This is a genomic window from Streptomyces araujoniae (assembly GCF_050871195.1).
GTDB classification, from domain to species: Bacteria; Actinomycetota; Actinomycetes; order Streptomycetales; family Streptomycetaceae; genus Streptomyces; species Streptomyces bacillaris.
Map to the genome: position 1 here is coordinate 5,338,701 of NZ_CP194070.1, position 21,291 is coordinate 5,359,991.

General features: G+C 73.8%; 14 protein-coding genes. 10 read left to right on the forward strand and 4 right to left on the reverse strand.

Annotated elements, in window-relative coordinates; translation table 11 throughout:
- Positions 1–65 precede the first annotated feature (65 nt).
- Both ACQ9ZG_RS23135 and ACQ9ZG_RS23140 read right to left on the reverse strand, forming a co-directional pair.
- Positions 66–1,664, reverse strand: coding sequence for an alpha/beta hydrolase (locus tag ACQ9ZG_RS23135; protein ID WP_109915558.1), 1,599 nt, complete (start codon positions 1,662–1,664; stop codon positions 66–68).
- Positions 1,665–1,754: 90 nt separating this feature from the next.
- Positions 1,755–4,637, reverse strand: coding sequence for a lysylphosphatidylglycerol synthase domain-containing protein (locus ACQ9ZG_RS23140; protein WP_028416267.1), 2,883 nt, complete (start codon positions 4,635–4,637; stop codon positions 1,755–1,757).
- 221 nt (positions 4,638–4,858) lie between these two features.
- Between ACQ9ZG_RS23140 and ACQ9ZG_RS23145 the strand changes: the two genes are divergently transcribed.
- From ACQ9ZG_RS23145 to nudC, 5 genes are all read left to right on the forward strand, one after another.
- Positions 4,859–5,254: an MGMT family protein gene (locus ACQ9ZG_RS23145; protein ID WP_032754831.1), complete on the forward strand. Its 396-nt coding sequence runs from the start codon at positions 4,859–4,861 to the stop codon at positions 5,252–5,254.
- A 240-nt stretch (positions 5,255–5,494) separates the two neighbouring features.
- Complete coding sequence (locus ACQ9ZG_RS23150) at positions 5,495–8,941, forward strand: ATP-dependent helicase (RefSeq protein ID WP_499281192.1); 3,447 nt, start codon at positions 5,495–5,497, stop codon at positions 8,939–8,941.
- A gap of 86 nt (positions 8,942–9,027) precedes the next feature.
- Positions 9,028–12,606, forward strand: a complete 3,579-nt coding sequence (locus ACQ9ZG_RS23155) for an ATP-dependent helicase (protein WP_109914972.1) — start codon at positions 9,028–9,030, stop codon at positions 12,604–12,606.
- Between the two features lie 10 nt (positions 12,607–12,616).
- On the forward strand, positions 12,617–14,011 hold the full coding sequence (locus ACQ9ZG_RS23160) for a dipeptidase (protein ID WP_109914971.1): 1,395 nt from the start codon (positions 12,617–12,619) through the stop codon (positions 14,009–14,011).
- Positions 14,012–14,076: 65 nt separating this feature from the next.
- On the forward strand, positions 14,077–15,033 hold the full coding sequence (nudC, locus tag ACQ9ZG_RS23165; RefSeq protein WP_028416272.1) for an NAD(+) diphosphatase: 957 nt from the start codon (positions 14,077–14,079) through the stop codon (positions 15,031–15,033).
- A gap of 91 nt (positions 15,034–15,124) precedes the next feature.
- On the opposite strand, the gene ACQ9ZG_RS23170 is transcribed toward nudC, so the two are convergent.
- Positions 15,125–15,379 (reverse strand): glutaredoxin domain-containing protein, encoded by a 255-nt coding sequence (locus tag ACQ9ZG_RS23170; protein ID WP_019765672.1) that lies wholly within the window; start codon positions 15,377–15,379, stop codon positions 15,125–15,127.
- Positions 15,380–15,620: 241 nt separating this feature from the next.
- Here ACQ9ZG_RS23170 and ACQ9ZG_RS23175 point away from each other — a divergent pair, with 241 nt between their 5' ends.
- The 5 genes from ACQ9ZG_RS23175 to ACQ9ZG_RS23195 all read left to right on the forward strand — a co-directional run bounded on the left by ACQ9ZG_RS23175 (position 15,621) and on the right by ACQ9ZG_RS23195 (position 19,661).
- Positions 15,621–17,846, forward strand: a complete 2,226-nt coding sequence (locus tag ACQ9ZG_RS23175) for an ATP-dependent DNA helicase UvrD2 (protein WP_499281193.1) — start codon at positions 15,621–15,623, stop codon at positions 17,844–17,846.
- Positions 17,847–18,012: 166 nt separating this feature from the next.
- Positions 18,013–18,342, forward strand: a complete 330-nt coding sequence (locus tag ACQ9ZG_RS23180) for a hypothetical protein (protein WP_109916585.1) — start codon at positions 18,013–18,015, stop codon at positions 18,340–18,342.
- A 163-nt stretch (positions 18,343–18,505) separates the two neighbouring features.
- Positions 18,506–18,874 (forward strand): WhiB family transcriptional regulator, encoded by a 369-nt coding sequence (locus ACQ9ZG_RS23185; RefSeq protein WP_018489135.1) that lies wholly within the window; start codon positions 18,506–18,508, stop codon positions 18,872–18,874.
- Positions 18,874–19,230 carry a putative WhiB-interacting protein gene (locus ACQ9ZG_RS23190; protein WP_499281632.1) on the forward strand — a complete coding sequence of 119 codons (357 nt, stop codon included), beginning with the start codon at positions 18,874–18,876 and terminating at the stop codon, positions 19,228–19,230. Before ACQ9ZG_RS23185 ends, ACQ9ZG_RS23190 begins: the two co-directional genes overlap by 1 nt.
- A 227-nt stretch (positions 19,231–19,457) precedes the next feature.
- Positions 19,458–19,661 (forward strand): hypothetical protein, encoded by a 204-nt coding sequence (locus ACQ9ZG_RS23195; RefSeq protein WP_109916586.1) that lies wholly within the window; start codon positions 19,458–19,460, stop codon positions 19,659–19,661.
- A gap of 4 nt (positions 19,662–19,665) precedes the next feature.
- On the opposite strand, the gene ACQ9ZG_RS23200 is transcribed toward ACQ9ZG_RS23195, so the two are convergent.
- Positions 19,666–21,258, reverse strand: coding sequence for an ABC1 kinase family protein (locus tag ACQ9ZG_RS23200; RefSeq protein WP_109916587.1), 1,593 nt, complete (start codon positions 21,256–21,258; stop codon positions 19,666–19,668).
- Between the last annotated feature and the right edge of the window lie 33 nt (positions 21,259–21,291).

Consider the following 21,291-nt stretch of genomic DNA (forward strand, 5'->3'; position numbering starts at 1 on the left):
GCTAAGCGGCGCCTCTGACAGCGCGTCGGGGACGGATCCGGGGGAGTGGGCGGCCGGAGCGCGGGTCACCCGCAGACCGTGCCCGACTTCGGCACCGTACCGTTCAGGAGATAGCCGTCCACGGCCCGCTGCACGCACGCGTTCTTGCTGTTGTACGCGCCGTGGCCCTCGCCCTTGTACGTCAGCTCGACGCCCACGCCCGTACCGAGCTGCTCCACCATCGCCTTGGCTCCCGCGTACGGGGTGGCCGGGTCGCCGGTGTTGCCGATGACGAGGACCGGCGCGGAGCCGGGGGCGCTGACGTCCGGGGTCTCCCAGGCGCCCGCGACCGGCCAGCCGGTGCAGCTCATCAGCCCCCAGCCCAGGTACTCCCCGAACACCGGGGACGCCTTGCGGAAGGCCGGCAGGGCCGCCTTCGTCTGCTCCAGGGTGAAGCGCTGTCTGCTGTCGGCGCAGTTGATCGCGATGTTGGCGGCGTTGGAGTTGTCGTAGCGGCCGTCCTCGGAGCGGCCGTTCAGCGAGTCGGCCAGGGCGAGGAGCAGGGCGCCGTTGCCGCCCTCGGCCTCGTCCAGCCCCTGTTCCAGCAGCGGCCAGGTCTCCTTGGAGTAGAGCGCGGAGGCGATGCCGGTGGTGGCCAGCGTCTGGGTCAGCGGCCGGTCCCCCAGCCCGTCGACCGGCTCCTTCTCCAACTGCGCCAGGAGGTCGGTGATCCACTGCTGGACCTCCTGGCCGGTGGCGCCGGGCAGGGCGCACTCGTCGCCCCGGTCCGCGCAGTTCTCGGTGAAGTTGTCGAAGGCGAGCTGGAACCCCTGGGCCTGGCCGAGCGAGGACTGCTCGGCGTCCTTGGTCGGGTCGACCACCGCGTCGAAGACCGCCCGGCCCACCTTGTCCGGGTAGAGGTGGGCGTAGACGCCGCCCAGCTCGGTGCCGTAGGAGATGCCGAAGTAGTGCAGCTTGTCGTCGCCCAGGACCGTACGCATCAGGTCCATGTCGCGGGCGGCGTTCGTCGTCCCCACATAGGGGAGTTCGGCGCCCGAGTTCTCCTCGCAGGTGGCGATGAAGTCCTTCTGCCCCTGGACGAACTCCTTCTCCTCCGCCGCGTCGTCCGGCGTGCCGTCCTCCTGGTAGAGGGCGTCCAGCTGGGCGTCGTCCGCGCACTCCACGCCCTCGCTGCGCCCCACCCCGCGCGGGTCGAAGCTCACCAGGTCGTAGCGGGCGCGCAGCCGGTCGTAGTCCGCGCCGAAGGCCGGCAGGGTCGCCACGCCGGAGGCGCCGGGGCCGCCGAAGTTGAACAGGAGCGACCCGATCCGCCGCTTCTGGTCCTTGGCCTTCCCCCGGATCAGCGCCAGCTCGATGGTCCGGCCGTCCGGCTTCGCGTAGTCCAGCGGTACGTCCATGAAGGAGCACTCCCAGACCGCGCCGCCGGGCAGCGGCGAGGGCGACTCCCCGCCGCCCTGCGCCACGTTCGGCGCGGAGCAGGCCGACCATTCCAGCTTCTGCGTCGCCAGCTTCCCGGAGGTGGCGGTGGGGGAGGCGGTCGAGGCCCGGGTCGGGGTCGAGCCGCCCTCCCCGCCCCCTCCGCCGCCGTCCGAACAGCCGGCCAGCGGGAGCAGCACGGCGGTGGTGGCGAGGGCGGCGGCACGCAGAGCGGGGGAAGTCCTCATGGGCTCCATCGTGCGGCGGGGCGCCGGAGCGCGCGCGGGGCGCGGTCCATGCGGGTGGTGCGCCCCCGGGGCGTTTCCGTCCCCGGGTTCCTACAGCTCGCCCTTCCGGGTCAGCTGGTTGAAGCAGATCCACCCCGGCAGCACCGGCAGCCACAGCGTCATCACGCGGTACAGCAGCACCGCCGGCGCCGCGACCTCCATCGGCAGCCCGACCGCGATCAGGCCCAGCGTCAGGGCGCCCTCGACCGCGCCCATACCGCCGGGGGTGGGGGCCGCCGAGCCGAGGGCGTTGCCCGCGAGGAAGACCACGGCGATGCTCGCGTAACTCAGCTGGGTGACGTCGGGGCCGCTGAACGCCCGGATCGACGCGTCCAGACAGAGCACGAACACACCGGTCAGCAGCAGCATCCCGCCGATCCCGGTGACGAGCTTCTGCGGGCGCTGCACCACGTCCAGCATGCGCGGCACGACCCCGGCGAAGAGCGACCGCACCCGCGTGACCACGAACTTCCGCAGGAACGGGACGGCCGTCACCACCAGCACCAGCACCGCGACCGTCAGCAGACCGGCGATCACGGTACGGGAGGGGGTCAGCGAGTCCGGGGTCTTCTCCGTCCCCGTCAGATAGCCGAAGAGGGCCAGCAGCAGGATGTGACAGCCGAGGCCGAAGAGCTGCGAGGCCCCGACACTCGCGACGGCCAGACCGGGGCGCACTCCGGCGCGTTGCAGGAAGCGGGTGTTCAGTGCCACACCGCCCACGGCGGCCGGGGCGACGATCTTCACGAACGAACCGGCCACCTGCGCCTGCACGGTCTTCCGGAACGACACCCGCTCCGGCACGAACCCCAGCAGGCTCATCGCCGCCGCGATGTAGCTGAGCGCCGAGAAGCCGAGCGCGGCGGCCACCCAGCCCCACTCCGCCTCCTCCACCAGCACCCCGAAGTCGGCCTGGGTGACCTGGGAGATCAGGAAGTACGCGGCGATGGCCCCGGCGATGAAGCTGAAGAGCGTGCGCGGCTTGATCCGCTCCAGGCGGACCGGCTCGACCGGCGCCTGCGGCCGGATCAGCAGCACCTGCTGCCGGATCTGGGCGAGCAGATCCCCTTCCCGGGCCTCCTCCAGCGCATCGTCCACGGCCCGCTTCTCGGCCTGCTTCTCGGTCCGCAGCGACTTGCGCTCGGCCTTGTGGCCGCTTCTCTGCTCGGACTTCCGCCCGGTCGCGTCCGGCCCGCCCTCCGCGGCTGCCGCCCCTTCCCGGGCGCGCGCCTCCTTGGCCGCCCGCGAGGCCTCCAGCACCGCGTCGCGCTCCTGCTGCGACCGCTCCCGCGCGAGCCGGCGCAGGGTCGCCCGGGTGGAGCGGCTCAGCGCGATCGGCTGGAGCAGCGGCAGACAGTCCGCGACGGCGTCCGGGCCGAGGACGGCCAGCGCCCCGGAGACCGACCGCTCGGCCCCCACCCGCAGCCCCAGGGTGGTCAGCAGCTGGGCCACGTCCATCCGCAGCACCAGGTCGCCGGCGGCGATCTCACCGCCGCGCAGATCCGTCACGAACGCCCTGCCGGAACGATCCACCAGCAGCGCGTCACCCGTCAGCCTGCGGTGGGCGATCCGGCGCGACTGGAGCGCCTTCACCTGGTGCCACGCGCTGCGCACCAGGTCGTCGGTGATCTCCTCGTCCTCCATCTGGTCCAGCGACCGGCCGCCGATGTGCTCGTAGACGAGCATCACCGCGTCCGGGCCCAGCTCGGAGGTGGCGATCAGCTTCGGCGCGTTCGCCCCGGCGGCGATGGCCGCGTACGCGAGCAGCGCCTCCTGCTCCAGCGCCTGCCGCAGCGACTGGATCGAGCGGCGCTGGGTGATCCCGCGCAGCGTCAGCCGGCGCCAGGCCCGGTAGAAGAACCCCTGGGCCTGCTGCTCCCGGTCGACGACCGTCACGTCCAGCGGCGGCCCGTCCTCCAGGGTGACCAGATAGCGGCGCCCCCGGTCGTTCTGGTCGGTGCCGTCCTTGTCCGGGGCGTCCTCGGTGCGCATCGCGGCGACCGGGCGGAAGCCGACGTGCCGCAACCCCGCCATCAGGTGCTGGCCGGTGGGGCGGACGTTCGGGGAGCCGACCGCGTACAGCGTTCCGTACGCCACCGTCCAGCCGATCAGCACCGTGAGGATGATCGAGAACGGGGTGGTGTACCCGCCGACGAGCATCGCGAACGCGTCGAGCAGCAGCACCGCCCAGAGCACGACCCGCCAGCGCGGCCGCCGCGCCATCCCCACGGCGGTCATGTACGCGATCACGGGGGCGAGGTAGCCGTGCACCGGATCGGTCAGCCCGGCGCCCGGCTGCGGCTGGGTCAGGGCCTCCTGGATGGTGCCGGGCGCGGACCGCGAGACCCAGAGGTCGGTGGCGAGGGTCACGCCGTGGGCGAGCACGGCGGCCAGCACGCCGTCGGCGATGCGCAGCCCGTCCCGCTTGATCAGCCGCTCGATGGCGAAGGCCACCGGCACGAGCAGCACGGCGATGCTGGAGACCAGCCCGGCCAGCTTGATCAGCAGGTCGGGCGCCTGTTCGGTGCCCTTGGAGATGTCGTCCTCGAGGCCGGTCGTGGTGCCCTGGGCGAACGCCGCGATGGCGAACAGCACACCGATGGCGGCGATGCCGATGAGCAGCCGCATGAGGTCGGAGGGGCGGTGCACCCGGGCGGGCAGCAGCGGCTCGTCACCGGAGACCCGGTCGGTCAGGGCGGCCTCGGCGGAGGCGAGCGTGGAGCCGGTCAGACGGCCGCTGGTGGAGGCGGTGGGGCCGTCGGCGGCAGGCGCGGCGGCGTCGGCCCGGACCGTGTCGGCGGGCTCCGGCGTGCGCGGCTCGCGGTGCTGTCCCGGGGGCTCCGGCGCACGCTCTTCCCGGCGCTGTCCGGTGGGCTCCGGCGCGCTCGGCGGGCGCTCTCCGGCATCGGAGGCGTCCGCCGCCTTCGGTGGCTGCACGCCCTGCTCCTTCGTCGCCTCTGGTTCGTCTTGGTTGTCTCGTATCACCGGTCACCGCCCGGATGATGGTGGCACGGCCCGGAGACGGAGGGGGGCATCAGGGTGCGTCGCACGGGCGCGGGATGCGCAACATACGCCCCTTTGCACCTGCGCGCACGCTCGGTGCACATACCGATACGGTTCCGGCCGGGCTGTCGGTGGCGTGCGGCAGGATGGGGCGGATGAGCCAGGACGAGACGGACGCGACGGGCGGCGGGGAGCAGCCGGGCGAGCTGCCGGAGTACGCGGAGCGGGTCCTCGATGTCGCGGACCTGATCCCGCCGGGCCGGGTCATGACGTACGGCGATGTCGCGGAGTGGCTGGGCGACGGCGGCCCGCGGCAGGTCGGCCGGGTCATGGCGCTGTACGGCTCCGCCGTGCCCTGGTGGCGCGTGGTGCGGGCGGACGGGGCGCTGCTCCCGGGCCACGAGCTGCGGGCGCTGGGCCACTACCGCGCGGAGGGAACCCCGCTGCGCGACGCCTCGCGCCGGGCGGACGGACATCTGCCCCGGCTGGACATGCGCCGGGCGCGCTGGGACGGCGCCCCGGCCCCCGGGGGCGAGGAAAGTCACACCTGAGGGCATGCGCCGGGGCCGGGTGCGGAGCCCGTTCCGCAGCCCCCGCCCGGCCGGACGCGGGCGCGGGCGTGACGAGGGACGCGGGGAACCCGCCGCCTCCCGCGCCGCCCCTGGCGTAGCGTCGTCACCGCGCACCGCGCGCGCCCCTCTCCTCGTCCCCCATGACCTGTCCCGGCCCGTACGACGCACGACCCGTACGGGCCGCACGACCCCGCAGACCCACCAGGACCGGCGATCCACGTGAGCTTCTCCTCCTCCACCCGGCACAGTCCGCACCGTGAACCACGGTCGCGGACCACGGGCGCGTACCGTCTGGTGCGCACCCCGCCGGGCTCGGTGGAGCCTCCTCTCCTTGACGCAGGTCAGCGCGCCGTGGTTGACCACGCCGGGGGACCGCTCCTCGTCCTCGCGGGCCCCGGCACCGGCAAGACCACCACCCTCGTGGAGTCCGTCACGGCCCGGGTGGACCGGGGCGCCGACCCCGCCCGCATCCTCGTCCTCACCTTCAGCCGCAAGGCCGCCGTCGAACTGCGCGACCGGATGGCGGCCCGGCTCGGCGCGGCGCGCGGACCGCAGGCCACCACCTTCCATTCGTACTGCTACGCCCTGGTCCGCGCCCACCAGGACGCCGACCTCTTCGCGGATCCGCTGCGGCTGCTCTCCGGCCCCGAGCAGGACGTCACCGTCCGCGATCTGCTCGCGGGCCAGCTCGACCTGGAGAAGGAGGGGCTCGCCCATGTCCGCTGGCCCGACGAACTGCGCGCCTGCCTGACCACCCGGGGCTTCGCGGACGAGGTGCGCGCCGTGCTCGCCCGCAGCCGCGAACTGGGGCTCGCCCCGGACGCGCTCGCCGCCTTCGCCCGCCGCACCGGCCGCCCGGACTGGAGTGCGGCGGCCCAGTTCCTCGCCGAGTACCTGGACGTGCTCGACGCCCAGGGCGTCCTGGACTACGCGGAGCTGGTCCACCGCGCCGTGCTGCTCGCGGAGCGCCCGGAGGTCTCCGCGCGGCTGGCGGAGGCGTACGACGCGGTGTACGTCGACGAGTACCAGGACACCGACCCGGCGCAGGTGCGCCTGCTGCACGCCCTCGCCGGGAACCCGGTGAGCGGCGGGCGGAAGCGCGGGCGCGGGGCGTACGCCGGAGCCGCGAGCCGGACAGGCGGGGCGCACGCCGGGACGGAGGACGGAGGCCGAGGCGGCGGCCGTGGTCGCGGCCGCGACACGGGAGGCGGCCGCACGCTGGTGGCCTTCGGCGACCCGGACCAGTCGATCTACACCTTCCGGGGCGCCGACGTGAACGGCATCCTCGAATTCCCCGACACCTTCCGCCGCGCCGACGGCACCCCCGCCCCCGTCGGCGTCCTCACCGCCTCCCGGCGCTCCGGCTCCGGCCTGCTGGCGGCGACCCGGCTGCTCACCCGCCGGATGCCGCTCACCCGGCTCCCCGCCGACACCGTCCGCGCCCACCGCGAGCTGCACGCCGTCCGGGAGGGCGGCCGGGTGGAGACGTACACCTACCCGACCGCCTCCACCGAACTGGACAACATCGCGGACCTGCTGCGCCGCGCCCACCTGGAGGACGGGGTGCCGTGGCGCGAGATGGCCGTGCTCGTACGGGCCGGGGGCCGATCGCTGCCCGCCGTCCGCCGCGCCCTCACCTCCGCGGGCGTCCCCCTGGAGGTCGACGGCGACGACCTCCCCCTCCGCCACGAACCGGCCGTCGCCCCGCTGCTGACGGCCCTGCGCACGGTGGCCACGGCGGCGCTCCACCCGGACCGGGCCGATGAAAAGGAGGGCACGGCCGCGGCGCCCCCCTGGCTCGACACCGAGACTGCCCTCACCCTCCTGACCTCCCCCCTCGGCTCCATGGACACCGCCGACCTCCGCCGCCTCGGCCGGGCCCTGCGCGACGAGGAGCGTGCCGCCGGGGTCACGGTCCCCGCCCCCTCCGACGAGCTGCTGGCCCGCGCCCTGGCCGAGCCGGAGCGCCTGGTCACCCACGATCCGGCGTACGCCCACGGCGCCCAGCGCCTCGGCGCGCTCCTGCGCAAGGCCCGCGAGCACCTCGAAGGCGGCGGCACCGCCGAGGAGGCCCTGTGGGCCCTGTGGAACGGCACCCCCTGGCCCGGCCGGCTGGAGCGGGCCGCCCTGCGCGGCGGGGCGGGCGGCCGCAACGCCGACCGCGACCTGGACGCGGTGTGCGCCCTCTTCGAGACGGCGGCGCGCGCCGAGGAGCGCACCGGGGGGCGTGGCGCGCTCAACTTCCTGGAGGAGGTCGACGCCCAGGACATCGCCGCCGACACCCTCTCCCGGCGGGCGGTCCGCCCCGACGCCGTACGCCTGATGACCGCCCACCGCTCCAAGGGCCTGGAGTGGCGGCTCGTCGTCGTCGCCGGGGTCCAGGAGGGGCTCTGGCCCGACCTGCGCCGCCGGGGCTCCCTCCTGGAGGCGGACCGGATCGGCCGCGACGGGCTGGCCGAACCCCTCACGCCCGGCGCACTCCTCGCCGAGGAGCGCCGCCTCTTCTACGTAGCCGCCACCCGCGCCCGCGAGCGCCTGGTCGTCACCGCCGTGAAGGCCCCCGCCGACGACGGCGACCAGCCCTCCCGCTTCCTGGCCGAGCTGGGCGTCGAACCCCGCGATGTCACCGGCCGCCCGCGCCGCCCCCTCGCCGTCGCCGCGCTCGTCGCGGAGCTGCGGGCCACCACCGTCGACCCGGCGGCCTCCGACGCCCTGCGCGACGCCGCCGCCCACCGCCTGGCCCGGCTCGCCGCGCTCACCGACGACGAGGGCCAGCCGCTCGTGCCCGCCGCCCACCCCTCCCGCTGGTGGGGCCTGGACGAGCCCACCCGCTCCGCCGTCCCCCTGCGCGACCGCGACCAGCCCGTCACCCTGTCCGGTTCCGCGCTGGACCAGCTCGCCAACACCTGCGCCCTCCAGTGGTTCCTGGGCCGTGAGGTGAAGGCCGACGCCCCGGCCTCCGCCGCCCAGGGGTTCGGCAACGTCGTCCACGTCCTGGCCGACGAGGTCGCCTCCAGCCGTACGCCCGCCGATCTCGACGTCCTCATGGAGCGCCTGGACTCCGTCTGGAACGGCCTCGCCTTCGACGCCCCCTGGAAGTCCGACCAGGAGAAGGAGCAGGCCCGCGCCGCCCTGGAACGCTTCCTCAAGTGGCACGTCCTGGACCGTGGCGGCCGCACCCCCGCCGCGAGCGAGCACGACTTCGACGTGACCCTGGAGGCGGGCGCGTACGCCGTCCGTATCCGAGGCTCGATGGACCGGGTGGAGGAGGACGCCGAGGGAAGGGCGTACGTCGTCGACTTCAAGACCGGCAAGGGCGCGCCCACCAAGGACGAGGTGGCGACCCACCCGCAGCTCGCCGTCTACCAGCTGGCGGTCCGCGAGGGAGCGGTGGACGAGGTCTTCGACGGCCGCCGGCCCGAGCCCGGCGGCGCCGAACTGGTCCAGCTCCGCCAGCCCGCCCCCAAGAAGGAGGGCGGCGACGCCTTCCCGAAGGTCCAGGCGCAGGAACCGCTGAGTGGCGAGTGGGTGTCGGACCTGCTCGCCACAGCCGCCGGGAAGGTCCTGGACGAGCGGTTCACGCCCACCACCGGCACCCACTGCGCCCACTGCACGTTCCGCGCCTCGTGCAGTGCGCAGCCGGAGGGGCAGCAGGTGGTGGAGTAGGCACCGCGTCCGGTCGTCAGGTGGTGGAGCAGCCGCCGCGTCCCGTCCGTACGGGGTTGTCAGTGGGCCCGGTTAACGTTGTCCGGGTGTCCGCACGCATCACCGATCCCGAGCAGCTCAAGGAGCTCCTCGGGATCCCCTTCACCCCGGAGCAGACGGCCTGCATCACCGCGCCGCCCGCCCCGCAGGTGATCGTGGCCGGAGCCGGGTCGGGCAAGACCACGGTGATGGCCGCCCGCGTGGTCTGGCTGGTCGGCACCGGCCAGGTCGCCCCCGAGCAGGTCCTCGGCCTCACCTTCACCAACAAGGCGGCGGGCGAGCTGGCCGAGCGCGTCCGCAAGGCGCTGATCGCCGCCGGGGTCACCGACCCCGAGACCATCGACCCGGACCACCCGCCCGGCGAGCCCACCATCTCCACGTACCACGCCTTCGCCGGCCGCCTCCTCACCGAGCACGGCCTGCGCATCGGCCTGGAGCCCTCCACCCGCCTGCTGGCCGACGCCACCCGCTACCAGCTGGCGGCGAAGGTGCTGCGCGAGGCCCCGGGCCCGTATCCGGCGCTCACCCGCTCCTTCCCCACCCTGGTCAGCGACCTCCTGGCGCTCGACGGGGAGCTGTCCGAACATCTCGTACGACCGGAGCGGCTGGAGACGTACGACACCGAGCTGCTGCACGAGCTGGCCACTGCCAGACTCACCAACGCCGACCTGCGCAAGGTCCCCGAGACCGCCGAGGCCCGCCGCTCCCTCCTCGCCCTCACCGAGCGCTACCGCACCGCCAAGCGGAGCCGCGACCTCATCGACTTCGGCGACCAGATCGCCCTCTCCGCCGAGCTGGCCCTGACCCGCCCCGAGGTGGGGGCGATCCTGCGGGACGAGTTCCGGGTGGTGCTCCTCGACGAGTACCAGGACACCTCGGTCGCCCAGCGGCTGCTGCTCTCCGGGCTGTTCGGCAGCGGCACGGGGGCGGAGGCGACCGGCCACGCGGTGACCGCCGTCGGCGACCCCTGCCAGGCCATCTACGGGTGGCGCGGCGCCTCCGTCGCCAACCTGGACGACTTCCCCGAGCACTTCCCGCACGCCGACGGCACCCCCGCCACCCGCCACAGCCTCAGCGAGAACCGGCGCAGCGGCGGCCGCCTCCTCCAGCTCGCCAACGGCCTCGCGGAGCCCCTGCGCGCGATGCACGAGGGCGTGGAGGCGCTGCGCCCCGCCCCGGGCGCGGAGCGCGACGGCGTGGTCCGGTGCGCCCTGCTGAACACCCACACCGAGGAGATCGACTGGCTGGCGGACTCCCTCGCCCACCTCGTGCGCACCGGCACCCCGCCCGGCGGGATCGCCGTCCTGTGCCGCACCGCCGGGGACTTCCCCGCGATCCAGGCGGCCCTGGTCGCCCGGGACATCCCGGTCGAGGTGGTCGGCCTGGCCGGGCTGCTGCACCTGCCCGAGGTGGCCGACCTGGTCGCGGTCTGCGAGGTGCTCCAGGACCCGGGGGCCAACGCCTCGCTGGTCCGCCTCCTCACCGGCCCGCGCTGGCGCATCGGCCCCCGTGACCTGGCCCTCCTGGGCCGCCGCGCCCGCCTCCTCGTCCACCGGGCCGCCCAGGGGGAGGACGCCGACCCGGACCGGCGGCTCGCGGAGGCCGTCGAGGGCACGGACCCGGCCGAGGTCATATCGCTCGCGGACGCCCTGGACACCTTCCTCATCGCGGGGGACGCGGCGGACGACGGGCTGCCGTTCTCGGCGGAGGCCCGGGTGCGCTTCGCCCGGCTCGCCCGGGAGCTGCGCGACCTGCGCCGCTCGCTCGCGGACCCGCTGATGGACGTCCTGCACCGGGTCCTGGCCACCACCGGCCTGGAGGTCGAGCTGTCCGCGTCCCCGCAGGCGCTGGCCGCCCGCCGCCGGGAGACGCTCGCCAACTTCCTGGACATAGCGGCCCGGTTCGCCGCCCTGGACGGCGAGGCGTCGCTGCTCGCCTTCCTCGGCTTCCTGCGGACCGCCGCGCAGTACGAGAAGGGGCTCGACAACGCGCTGCCCGGCGGCGAGAACACCGTCAAGGTCCTCACCGCCCATAAGTCCAAGGGGCTGGAGTGGGACGTCGTCGCCGTGCCCGGACTGGTCACCGGCCAGTTCCCCAGCGGCCAGTCCAGGGACGCCTGGACCGCCCAGGCCAAGGTGCTCCCGCACGCCCTGCGCGGCGACGCGGCCACGCTCCCGGACGTGGACACGTTCGACGCCAGGGGGATCAAGGCGTTCAAGGAGGAGATGAAGGCGCACCAGCACACGGAGGAGCTGCGCCTGGGGTACGTCACCTTCACCCGCCCCCGCTCCCTCCTCCTCGGCTCCGGCCACTGGTGGGGCCCGTCCCAGAAGAGGACGCGCGGCCCGTCGGCCTTCCTGGAGGCGCTGTACGAGCACTGCGCGGCGGGCCACGGCGAGATCGAGGTCTGGGCCGACGAGCCCGCCGAGGACGAGGAGAACCCGGCCCTCGCGGCCCCCGACACCGACCGGGCCTGGCCGCTCCCGCTCGACCCCACGGCCCTGGCCCGCCGCCGCGCCGCCCGCGACACCGTCCTGGCCCACCTGGAGCGCCTGGCGGTCGAGGGGGACGAACGGCCCCCGGCTTACGCCCCCGGACCCGACGACGTACCGGCGTACGGCTCCGGGCCCGACGACGTACCGGCGTACGAGCCCTGGGACGAGCCCCCTCCCGACGAGCCGCCGGCCGACGAGGAGTGGGACTGGGACGCGCTCCCCACCGAGCGCCCCGCCGGCACGCCGGACACCGAGGACGCCCAGGCCCCCGACCCGGAGCCGGCCTCGGAGCCCGCACGGGAGCGGGCCCCGGCCCCGGAGCCCGTACGGGATTCGGCACCCGCACCGGCTCCGGAGGCACCCCCGTACGAGCGCACGCCCCCGCACATCCCCGCCGCCCGCCACCCCCAGGAGGGACCGGCGGACCGGCTCACCCCCGAGGAGGCCCGGACCCTCGCCTCCTGGGACCGGGATCTCGACGCGCTCGCCGGGGAGCTGCGCCGCGCCCGCGCCACCGTGCACGACGTCCTCGTCCCCGCCTCGCTCTCCGCCACCCAGCTGCTGCTCCTGGCCGAGGACCCCGACGCGTTCGCCAAGGAGCTGGCCCGGCCCATGCCCCGGCCGCCGCAGCCCGCCGCCCGCCGGGGCACCCGGTTCCACGCCTGGGTGGAGTCCCGGTACGAGGAGCTGCCGCTGCCCATGCTCGGCCCCGACGAGCTGCCCGGGGGCGACGAGAGCGACGCCGAGATCGCGGACGAGCGTGACCTCGCCGAGCTGAAGGAGGCGTTCGTGCGCACGGCGTACGCCCGGCGCACGCCGTACCGGGTGGAGACCCCGTTCCAGATCACCCTGGCCGGCCGGGTGATCCGGGGCCGGATCGACGCCGTCTACCGGACGGGGGACACCTACGAGATCGTCGACTGGAAGACCACCCACCACCGCACCGCCGACCCCCTTCAGCTCGCCGTCTACCGGCTGGCCTGGGCCGAGCTGCACGGTCTGCCGCTCGACGCGGTCACCGCGACCTTCCTCTACGTACGCAGCGGGGAGACCGTCCACCCGCAGGGGCTGCCCGGCCGGGCCGAGCTGGAGCGGATCCTGCTGGACGAGCCGGTCCCCGAGGACGGATAGGCTCAAGAGCATGAGCGAGACCCCGGACAGCGCCGTCCGTACGTACACCGAACAGCACCGCGCAGCCTTCCTCGACGACCTCGCCGAGTGGCTGCGCATCCCGTCCGTCTCCGCGCAGCCGGAGCACGACGGGGACGTCCGGCGCAGCGCCGAGTGGCTGACCGCCAAGCTCAAGGAGACCGGCTTCCCGGTCACCGAGATCTGGGAGACCCCCGGCGCCCCGGCCGTCTTCGCCGAATGGCCCAGCGCGGACCCGGACGCCCCGGTGGTCCTGGTCTACGGCCACCACGACGTGCAGCCCGCCGCCCGCGAGGACGGCTGGGACACCGACCCGTTCGAGCCGGTGGTCCGCGACGGCCGGATGTACGGACGCGGCGCGGCCGACGACAAGGGTCAGGTCTTCTTCCACACCCTCGGCGTCCGCGCCCACCTCGCCGCCACCGGCCGCACCACCCCGGCCGTGCACCTCAAGCTGCTGATCGAGGGCGAGGAGGAGTCCGGTTCCCCGAACTTCCGCGCCCTGGCCGAACAGCACGCGGACCGCCTCGCCGCCGACGCCGTGATCGTCTCCGACACCGGCATGTGGGACGAGGAGACGCCGACCGTCTGCACCGGCATGCGCGGCCTCGCGGAGTGCGAGATCGAGCTGTACGGGCCCGCCCAGGACATCCACTCCGGATCGTTCGGGGGAGCGGTCCCCAACCCGGCCACCGAGATCGCCCGCCTGGTCGCCGCCCTCCACGACGAGGGCGGCCGGGTCGCGATCCCCGGGTTCTACGACGGCGTCACCGACCTCACCGACACCGAGCGGGCCCTCTTCGCGGAGCTGCCCTTCGACGAGGCGACCTGGCTCCGTACGGCGAAGTCGCGGGCGGCCTCCGGCGAGACCGGGTACTCCACGCTGGAGCGGGTCTGGGCCCGCCCCACCGCCGAGGTCAACGGCATCGGCGGCGGCTACCAGGGCGCCGGCAGCAAGACGATCATCCCCTCCTCCGCCCTGGTGAAGATCAGCTTCCGGCTGGTGGACGGCCAGGACCCCGACCGCGTACAGGAGGCGGTCCGCGGCTGGGTGGAGTCCAGTGTTCCGACGGGCATCCGCCACCGGATCGCGTTCCAGCCCGCCACCCGCCCCTGTCTGACCCCGCTGGACCACCCCGCCCTCCAGGCGGTGGCCCGCGCGATGGGCCGGGCCTTCGGAAGCAAGATCCTCTTCACCCGCGAGGGAGGCTCGGGCCCGGCCGCCGACCTCAGGGACGTGCTCGGCGCCCCCGTCCTCTTCCTCGGCATCTCCGTGCCCTCCGACGGCTGGCACGCGCCCAACGAGAAGGTCGAGCTGGACCTGCTGCTCAAGGGTGTGGAGACGACCGCGTACCTGTGGGGCGAGCTGGCCACGGCACTCCGCTGAATCCTCTGCACACCCTCCACGAACCTGTGCACACCCGATCCACCCAGGGGGAGTAGGAAGCACCTGTGAGCACCTTCGACAACACCACCGCGGACCGCCCGATCGGCCTCACCGCGCCCAGCGGCATCGACCGCGCGGCGCACCACCGTCTGGACGAGGCGTGGCTGGCCGCGGCGTGGAGTCACCCGACGACCCGCGTCTTCGTCGTCTCCGGCGGGCAGGTGCTGATCGACGATACCCCCGAGGGCGGCACCGAGATCGTGATGACCCCCGCCTTCGAGGCCCCGGTCACCGAGACCCACCGCTATTTCCTCGGCACCGACAAGGACGGCGTCAGCTACTTCGCCCTCCAGAAGGACTCACTGCCCGGCCGCATGGACCAGTCGGCCCGCCCCGCCGGACTGCGCGAGGCCGGGCTCCTGCTCGGCCCCCGGGACGCGGGGCTGATGGTGCACGCGGTCGCCCTGGAGAACTGGCAGCGCCTGCACCGCTTCTGCTCCCGCTGCGGCGAGCGCACGGTCATCGCCGCCGCCGGGCACATCCGCCGCTGCCAGGCCTGCGGCGCTGAGCACTACCCGCGCACCGACCCGGCGGTCATCATGCTCGTCACCGACGACCAGGACCGGGCGCTGCTCGGCCGCCAGGTGCACTGGCCCGAGGGCCGCTTCTCCACGCTCGCCGGGTTCGTCGAGCCGGGGGAGTCGATCGAGCAGTCCGTGGTCCGCGAGGTCCACGAGGAGGCGGGCGTCACCGTCGGCGAGGTCGAGTACGTCGCCAGCCAGCCGTGGCCCTTCCCCTCCAGCCTGATGCTGGGCTTCATGGCCCGGGCCACCTCCTCCGAGATCGACGTGGACGGCGAGGAGATCGAGGAGGCCCGCTGGTTCTCCCGCGAGGAGCTGACCGCCGCCTTCGAGTCCGGCGAGGTCATGCCTCCGTACGGCATCTCGATCGCCGCCCGGCTGATCGAGCTGTGGTACGGCAAGCCGCTGCCGAGGCCGGGCAGCCTGAACCGCACGAACTGAAGCACGTGACACCGCTGCCCCGGCACCCGCTCGGAAGCGGGTGCCGGGGCAGCGGTGTCACATCGGGTGCGCCGTGCGCTCCGCGTGGGGCTCAGGCGACCAGGGCCTGCTTCACCTGGGCCAGCGACGGGTTCGTCATGACCGACTCGGTGCCCGCGGGGGAGACGATCAGCAGCGTGGGAACCGTCTGGTTCCCGCCGTTGGCCTTCTCGACGAACGCCGCCGACTCCGGGTCGTGCTCGATGTTGACCTCGTTGTACGCGATGCCCTCGCGGTCCATCTGGCTCTTCAGCCGACGGCAGTAGCCGCACCAGGTGGTGCTGTACATCGTCACAGTGCCCGCCATGTCGCTGGCGCTCCCTTGTCTCGTCCGTCCCGCTGCACGGCCGCAGCGTCGCATGCGGCCCGGAGGCCAGGCCGCCGTCCCGCACCCGGTGGAACGTACGGGGGACGGCGACCATTCCCGCCACCGTCCCGGGGCAGGGTCGGCATCCGGCCGGGCACCGCCGCCGGTATCAGTACGACGAATACCTCACGCCTGTGGACAACCGCCGCATCCGCCCCAGGCGACCTGGCAGCATGGCGGGGTGACAGCAGCAACGCACTCCACCCTCTTCCCGCAGGTTCCCGAGACCCCGGACGCCGTGCTGGACGGGCTCGACCCCGAGCAGCGCGAGGTGGCCCTCGCCCTGCACGGACCGGTATGCGTGCTGGCCGGAGCGGGTACGGGCAAGACCCGCGCGATCACCCATCGCATCGCGTACGGGGTGCGCGCGGGCATCCTCCAGCCCGCCGCGGTCCTGGCCGTCACGTTCACCAACCGGGCCGCGGGGGAGATGCGGGGCCGGCTCCGCCAGCTCGGCGCGACCGGCGTCCAGGCGCGGACCTTCCACTCGGCTGCGCTCCGGCAGCTCCAGTATTTCTGGCCGAAAGCAGTCGGTGGTGAGCTGCCCCGGCTGCTGGAGCGGAAGGTGCAGCTGGTCGCCGAGGCCGCCGCCCGCTGCGAGCTGCGGCTCGACCGCAACGAGCTGCGGGACGTCACCGGCGAGATCGAGTGGGCCAAGGTCACCCAGACCGTCCCCGCCGACTATCCGGCCGCCGTCGCCAAGACCCAGCGGGACGCCCCCCGGGACCCGGCGGTGCTCGCCCAGATCTACTCCACGTACGAGCAGCTCAAGCGCGACCGCTCGGTGATCGACTTCGAGGACGTGCTGCTGCTCACCGTCGGCATCCTCCAGGACCGGCACGACATCGCGGACCACGTGCGCGGCCAGTACCAGCACTTCGTCGTCGACGAGTACCAGGACGTGAGCCCGCTCCAGCAGCGGCTGCTCGATCTGTGGGTGGGGGACCGGGACAACCTCTGCGTGGTCGGGGACGCCAGCCAGACGATCTACTCCTTCACCGGGGCCACCCCCGACCACCTGCTGAACTTCCGCACCCGCCACCCCGGGGCGACGGTCGTCAAGCTGGTCCGGGACTACCGCTCCACCCCCCAGGTCGTCCACCTCGCCAACGGGCTGCTGAGCCAGGCCCGGGGCAGGGCCGCCGACCACCGCCTCGAGCTGGTCTCGCAGCGCGACAAGGGCCCCGAGCCGGTCTACGCGGAGTATCCCGACGAGCCCCATGAGGCCGAGGCGACCGCCCGTCGGGTCCGGGACCTGATCGCGGCGGGCGTCCGGGCCGGGGAGATCGCCATCCTCTACCGGGTCAACTCCCAGTCCGAGGTCTACGAGCAGGCCCTGGCGGACGCGGGCGTGCCCTACCAGCTGCGCGGCGCGGAGCGGTTCTTCGAGCGCGCGGAGGTACGGGAGGCGGGCACCGCCCTGCGCGGCGCGGCGCGGGCCGGGCGCAACGACTCCCTGCTGGACGGGGCGGAGGACCTGGCCGCCCAGGTGCGGGCGGTGCTCTCCACCAAGGGATGGACCACCCGCCCGCCCGCCGGGTCGGGGGCCGTGCGCGACCGCTGGGAGTCGCTGGCCGCGCTGGTGCGGCTCGCGGAGGACTTCGAGGCGGCGAAGCCCGGGGCGACCCTGACCGACCTGGTGCGGGAGCTGGACGAGCGGGCGGCCGCCCAGCACGCCCCGACGGTCCAGGGCGTCACGCTGGCCTCGCTGCACGCGGCGAAGGGGCTGGAGTGGGACGCGGTGTTCCTGGTCGGCCTCACCGAGGGCATGATGCCGATCGCCTACGCCAAGACGGAGGAGCAGATCGAGGAGGAGCGGCGCCTGCTGTACGTCGGCGTCACCCGCGCCCGCCACCACCTCTCGCTCTCCTGGTCCCTGGCGCGGTCCCCCGGCGGCCGGGCGAACCGCAGGCCCACCCGGTTCCTCAACGGGCTCCGGCCGGGCTCCACGGCACCGGGCGCCCGGGGCGGGGCGGGAGGCGGCGGCGGGATCGACCGGGGGACCGGCCGCTCCGCCGGGGCCGCCGAACGCCGGAGCGAGGCCGTCGAGCGCAGGCCCCGGCAGCCGGTGCGGTGCCGGGTCTGCGGCCGCACCCTCACCGACGCGGGCGAGATGAAGCTGATGCGGTGCGAGGAGTGCCCCTCCGACATGGACGAGGCGCTCTACGGCCGGCTGCTCGACTGGCGGGCGGGCCAGGCCGCCCGGCTGAGCCAGCCCGACTACTGCGTCTTCACCGAGAAGACCCTGATGGCCATCGCCGAGGCCGTGCCGTCCACCGAGGGGGAGCTGGTCGTCATCGCCGGCGTCGGCAACCGGAAGCTGACCCGTTTCGGAGCCGATGTCCTGGCCATCTGCGCAGGTGAGACGGTCGGTGAGGGACCCGAGGAGGGTGCCGGTGAGAGCTGAGGAAAACTCGTCCAGAAAATAGTTTGCGCCCGCACCAGTCGTCACCATAGGTTCTTAACCACGGGAACAGCGACTTCTCTGAAGCCCTGAAACCGTGCTGTACTTATCCGAATACGCGCGACCGGCTCCGGCCGGTCCCCCTAGACGCCGAGAGGAGGCGATTGAAGTGATCAGCATCATCGGAACCCAGAAAATGACCGGTCTCTCGGTCGTCTCCGCCTGCTCGCTCGGCCTCACCCGTTCCTCGGTCGTCTCGCTCAGCGCCACCGGTCTGTCCGGCGTCTCCGCCGTCAGCCCGCTGTTCTTCGCGAGCCTCCCCGTGGTCCGGGAGCGCAATGAGCGACCGATCGAGGCACCGGCGGCAGCAGTAGCGAAGGATGCACAGGCTCAGGCCTATGCCTTTGCGGCGGCCGGTGCCGGAGCCAAGAAGCAGACGCAGCAGCACCACACGATGTGGGCCTTCCGTGGGCCTGAACCCTGGAGCGATCCAGCCTGATCCAGCATCAGGCCGGCGCCTCAGGGCCGCGGAACCCCACTCGGGATCCGCGGCCCTTTTGTTTTGTCCGAACGGACGGGACATGCCAAGGCGCCTCGGACCAGCAGTACCAGCCGCCAACCGGCCAACAGGCCGGCACGACCAGACGAGGACAACACCCACCGTGCAACTCGACGCGCACGCCCCGTCAGTACCGCAGTCCGACTTGATCTCCCCGCCCGGCTCCACGGAGGACTCCACCTTGCTCCCCCTCACCGCGCTCACCGCGCTCGACGACGCCATCGAGAACCTCGGCGTACCCGTCCCCTGCCGCTCGTACGACCCCGAGGTCTTCTTCGCCGAGTCCCCGGCCGACGTCGAGTACGCCAAGTCGCTCTGCCGTACCTGCCCGCTGGTCGAGGCCTGCCTCGCCGGCGCCAAGGAGCGGCGCGAGCCGTGGGGCGTCTGGGGTGGCGAGCTCTTCGTCCAGGGTGTCGTCGTGGCCCGCAAGCGGCCGCGTGGCCGCCCGCGCAAGAACCCGGTCGCAGCGTGATCGCCGACCACTGCGCCCCCGCCCCCACGCGGTGGCCGCGCCTCGGAACCATCGACCGTCCCCAGACTCATGACCCCCGGAATCAGGCACCAATGATCACCCCCACGCAGGAGCCCGTCGGTTCCGCAACCCCGGACGTCACCATCACCGGCGCGAACGACTCGCGTCAGAACAGGACCCGCGAAATGCAACTCATCCCCGAAGCCCTGGCGCGTGCGCATATGCACGACCGCCTGCGGGAGGCCGAGAGCGACCGCCGAGCGGTGCGCCTCGCCGCAGCCCGCAGGATGCAGCGCCGGGCGGAGCGCGCCTCGCTGCGCGCCCGCCGCGCGCTGGCCATGGCCGTCATGCACTGAGAGGCCCCACCTCTCCGCTCCACAACCGGAGCACGAGCGCTCCACGACCGGAGCGGCACCGCTCCCCACCGGAGCACCGGAGCTCCCCTTCCGGGGCACCCGGCTCCTCATCCGGCACCCGCTCTGCCGGGTGAGGGGCCACCACCCCACCGCGGGGCCGTCCGAGTCAGGGCGGCCCCGCGGTGCGTTGTGGTGCCGAGGCCACGCCACGGGGATATCGTCACGACGTGGACGAGGACACGCATTCCCCCGAAGAACCGGCCACCGGACCCGTGGTCTGCGCCCGCTGCGGCACCGCCGCCGCAGGCGGTACGCCCCCGCTGACCTGGCTCTCCTCCGTGGAGGACGGGCGGCTTCTCCACTTCTGCGAGAGCTGCGCCCGCCTCCACATCAGAGCGATCGAGAGCCGCCTCGACTCCCTCTGGTGGTGACGCCCTACGCGTCGCCCCCCGGGACCGGCTCCGGATCCTTACCCTCCGACCCGGTCCCGCTCTCCCCGGCCTCGTCGCTTTCCTCGTCCTCCGCCACGAATCCCGGCAGCCACGCTTCGAGTTCGTCCCGCAGCCGGACCGTCGCGCCCAGCTGGCACAGCACCCCGATCGTGCTGAGCGTGACCCGGTGTATCAGGAGGTAGGACGGCGGGAGGTTCAGCTGCCTGCCCAGCTGGTGCGCGGGGGAGCGAGGATCGGCGATCCGGGCCGCCTGGTCCCGCAGCCAGCCCCGGGAGAAGGTGAACTCCTCCACCTGCGCGGGCTCGATGATCGGGAGCAGATAGTCGAGGACCTCGGCCGGCTCCAGGCCGATCGACTCCTTCACGAACCCCTCGTCCCGCAGCCGCCCGTAGACCCCGGCCCCGTCGCCCTCCAGCGTCATCCGCAGGGACTCCCCGATGGTCCACGGCAACCCGCCCGGCAGCCGGTCGACCGTCCCGAAGTCCAGCACCCCCAACCGCCAGTCCCCGGCAGCCCCGACGTCTCCGCCCCCCTCCGTGCCGTCCGGGTCGGCGGAACCATCCGGGTCGGCGGAGCCATCCGGGCGAGCGGAACTGTCCGGGCGAGCGGAGCCGTCCGTACCGGCTGAACCGTCCGGGTCGGCCAGGGCCTCCGGACCGTCCACTTCGTTCGGCGCGTCCTCGGCGCCCGGGGCATCCAGTGGAGGCAGCAGCCGGAAGTTGCCCGGGTGCGGGTCGGCGTGCAGGAGTCCGGTGCGGGCCGGGCCCGAGAAGAGGAAGCGTGCCAGTAGCTGTCCGGCCCGGTCCCGCTGCTCCGGCGTACCGTCCGCGATCACGTCGGCCAGCGGGATCCCGTCCATCCACTCCGTCACCAGCACCTGGTCCGACTGGTGCACCACCCCCGGGATCACCACATCGGGATCGCCCGCGAACTCCTCCGCGTGCTCCCGCTGGGACTGCGCCTCCAGCTCGTAGTCCAGCTCCTCCGACACCCGCTCGCGCATCTCCTTGATGAGCGGCTTGATGTCCATGCCCGGCACCAGCGGGCCGAGCAGCCGGGCGAAGCGGCTGAGCTGGGCGAGGTCCGAGAGCAGCGCCTCGCCCGCGCCCGGATACTGCACCTTCACGGCCACCTCACGGCCGTCGTGCCACACTCCCCGGTGGACCTGCCCGATCGAGGCGGCGGCCGACGGCTTGTCCTCGAACTCCAGGAAGTACTCCCGCCAGTCCTCACCGATCCGCTCGGCCAGCACCGCGTGGACCGTCCCGGTGGGCAGGGGCGGTGCGGCCTCCTGCAACTTGGTCAGCGCGGCCCGGTAGGGGCCCGCGATCTCCTCCGGGAGAGCCGACTCGAAGACAGAGAGGGCCTGGCCCAGCTTCATGGCCCCGCCCTTCAGCTCGCCCAGGGTCTTGAACAGCTGCTCGGCCGTGCGCTGCTGCACCTCGCGGGCGACCAGCTCGGCGGACCTGCCGCCGATCCGCTTGCCCAGGCCCCAGGTGGCACGGCCGGCGAAGCCGAGCGGCAGCGCGGCCAGCTTGGCGGTACGCGTAACCGCCTTCCGGGGAAGATCAGACATGTGCCCCTCCAGTTCCCAGACTGCCGTGCCGCC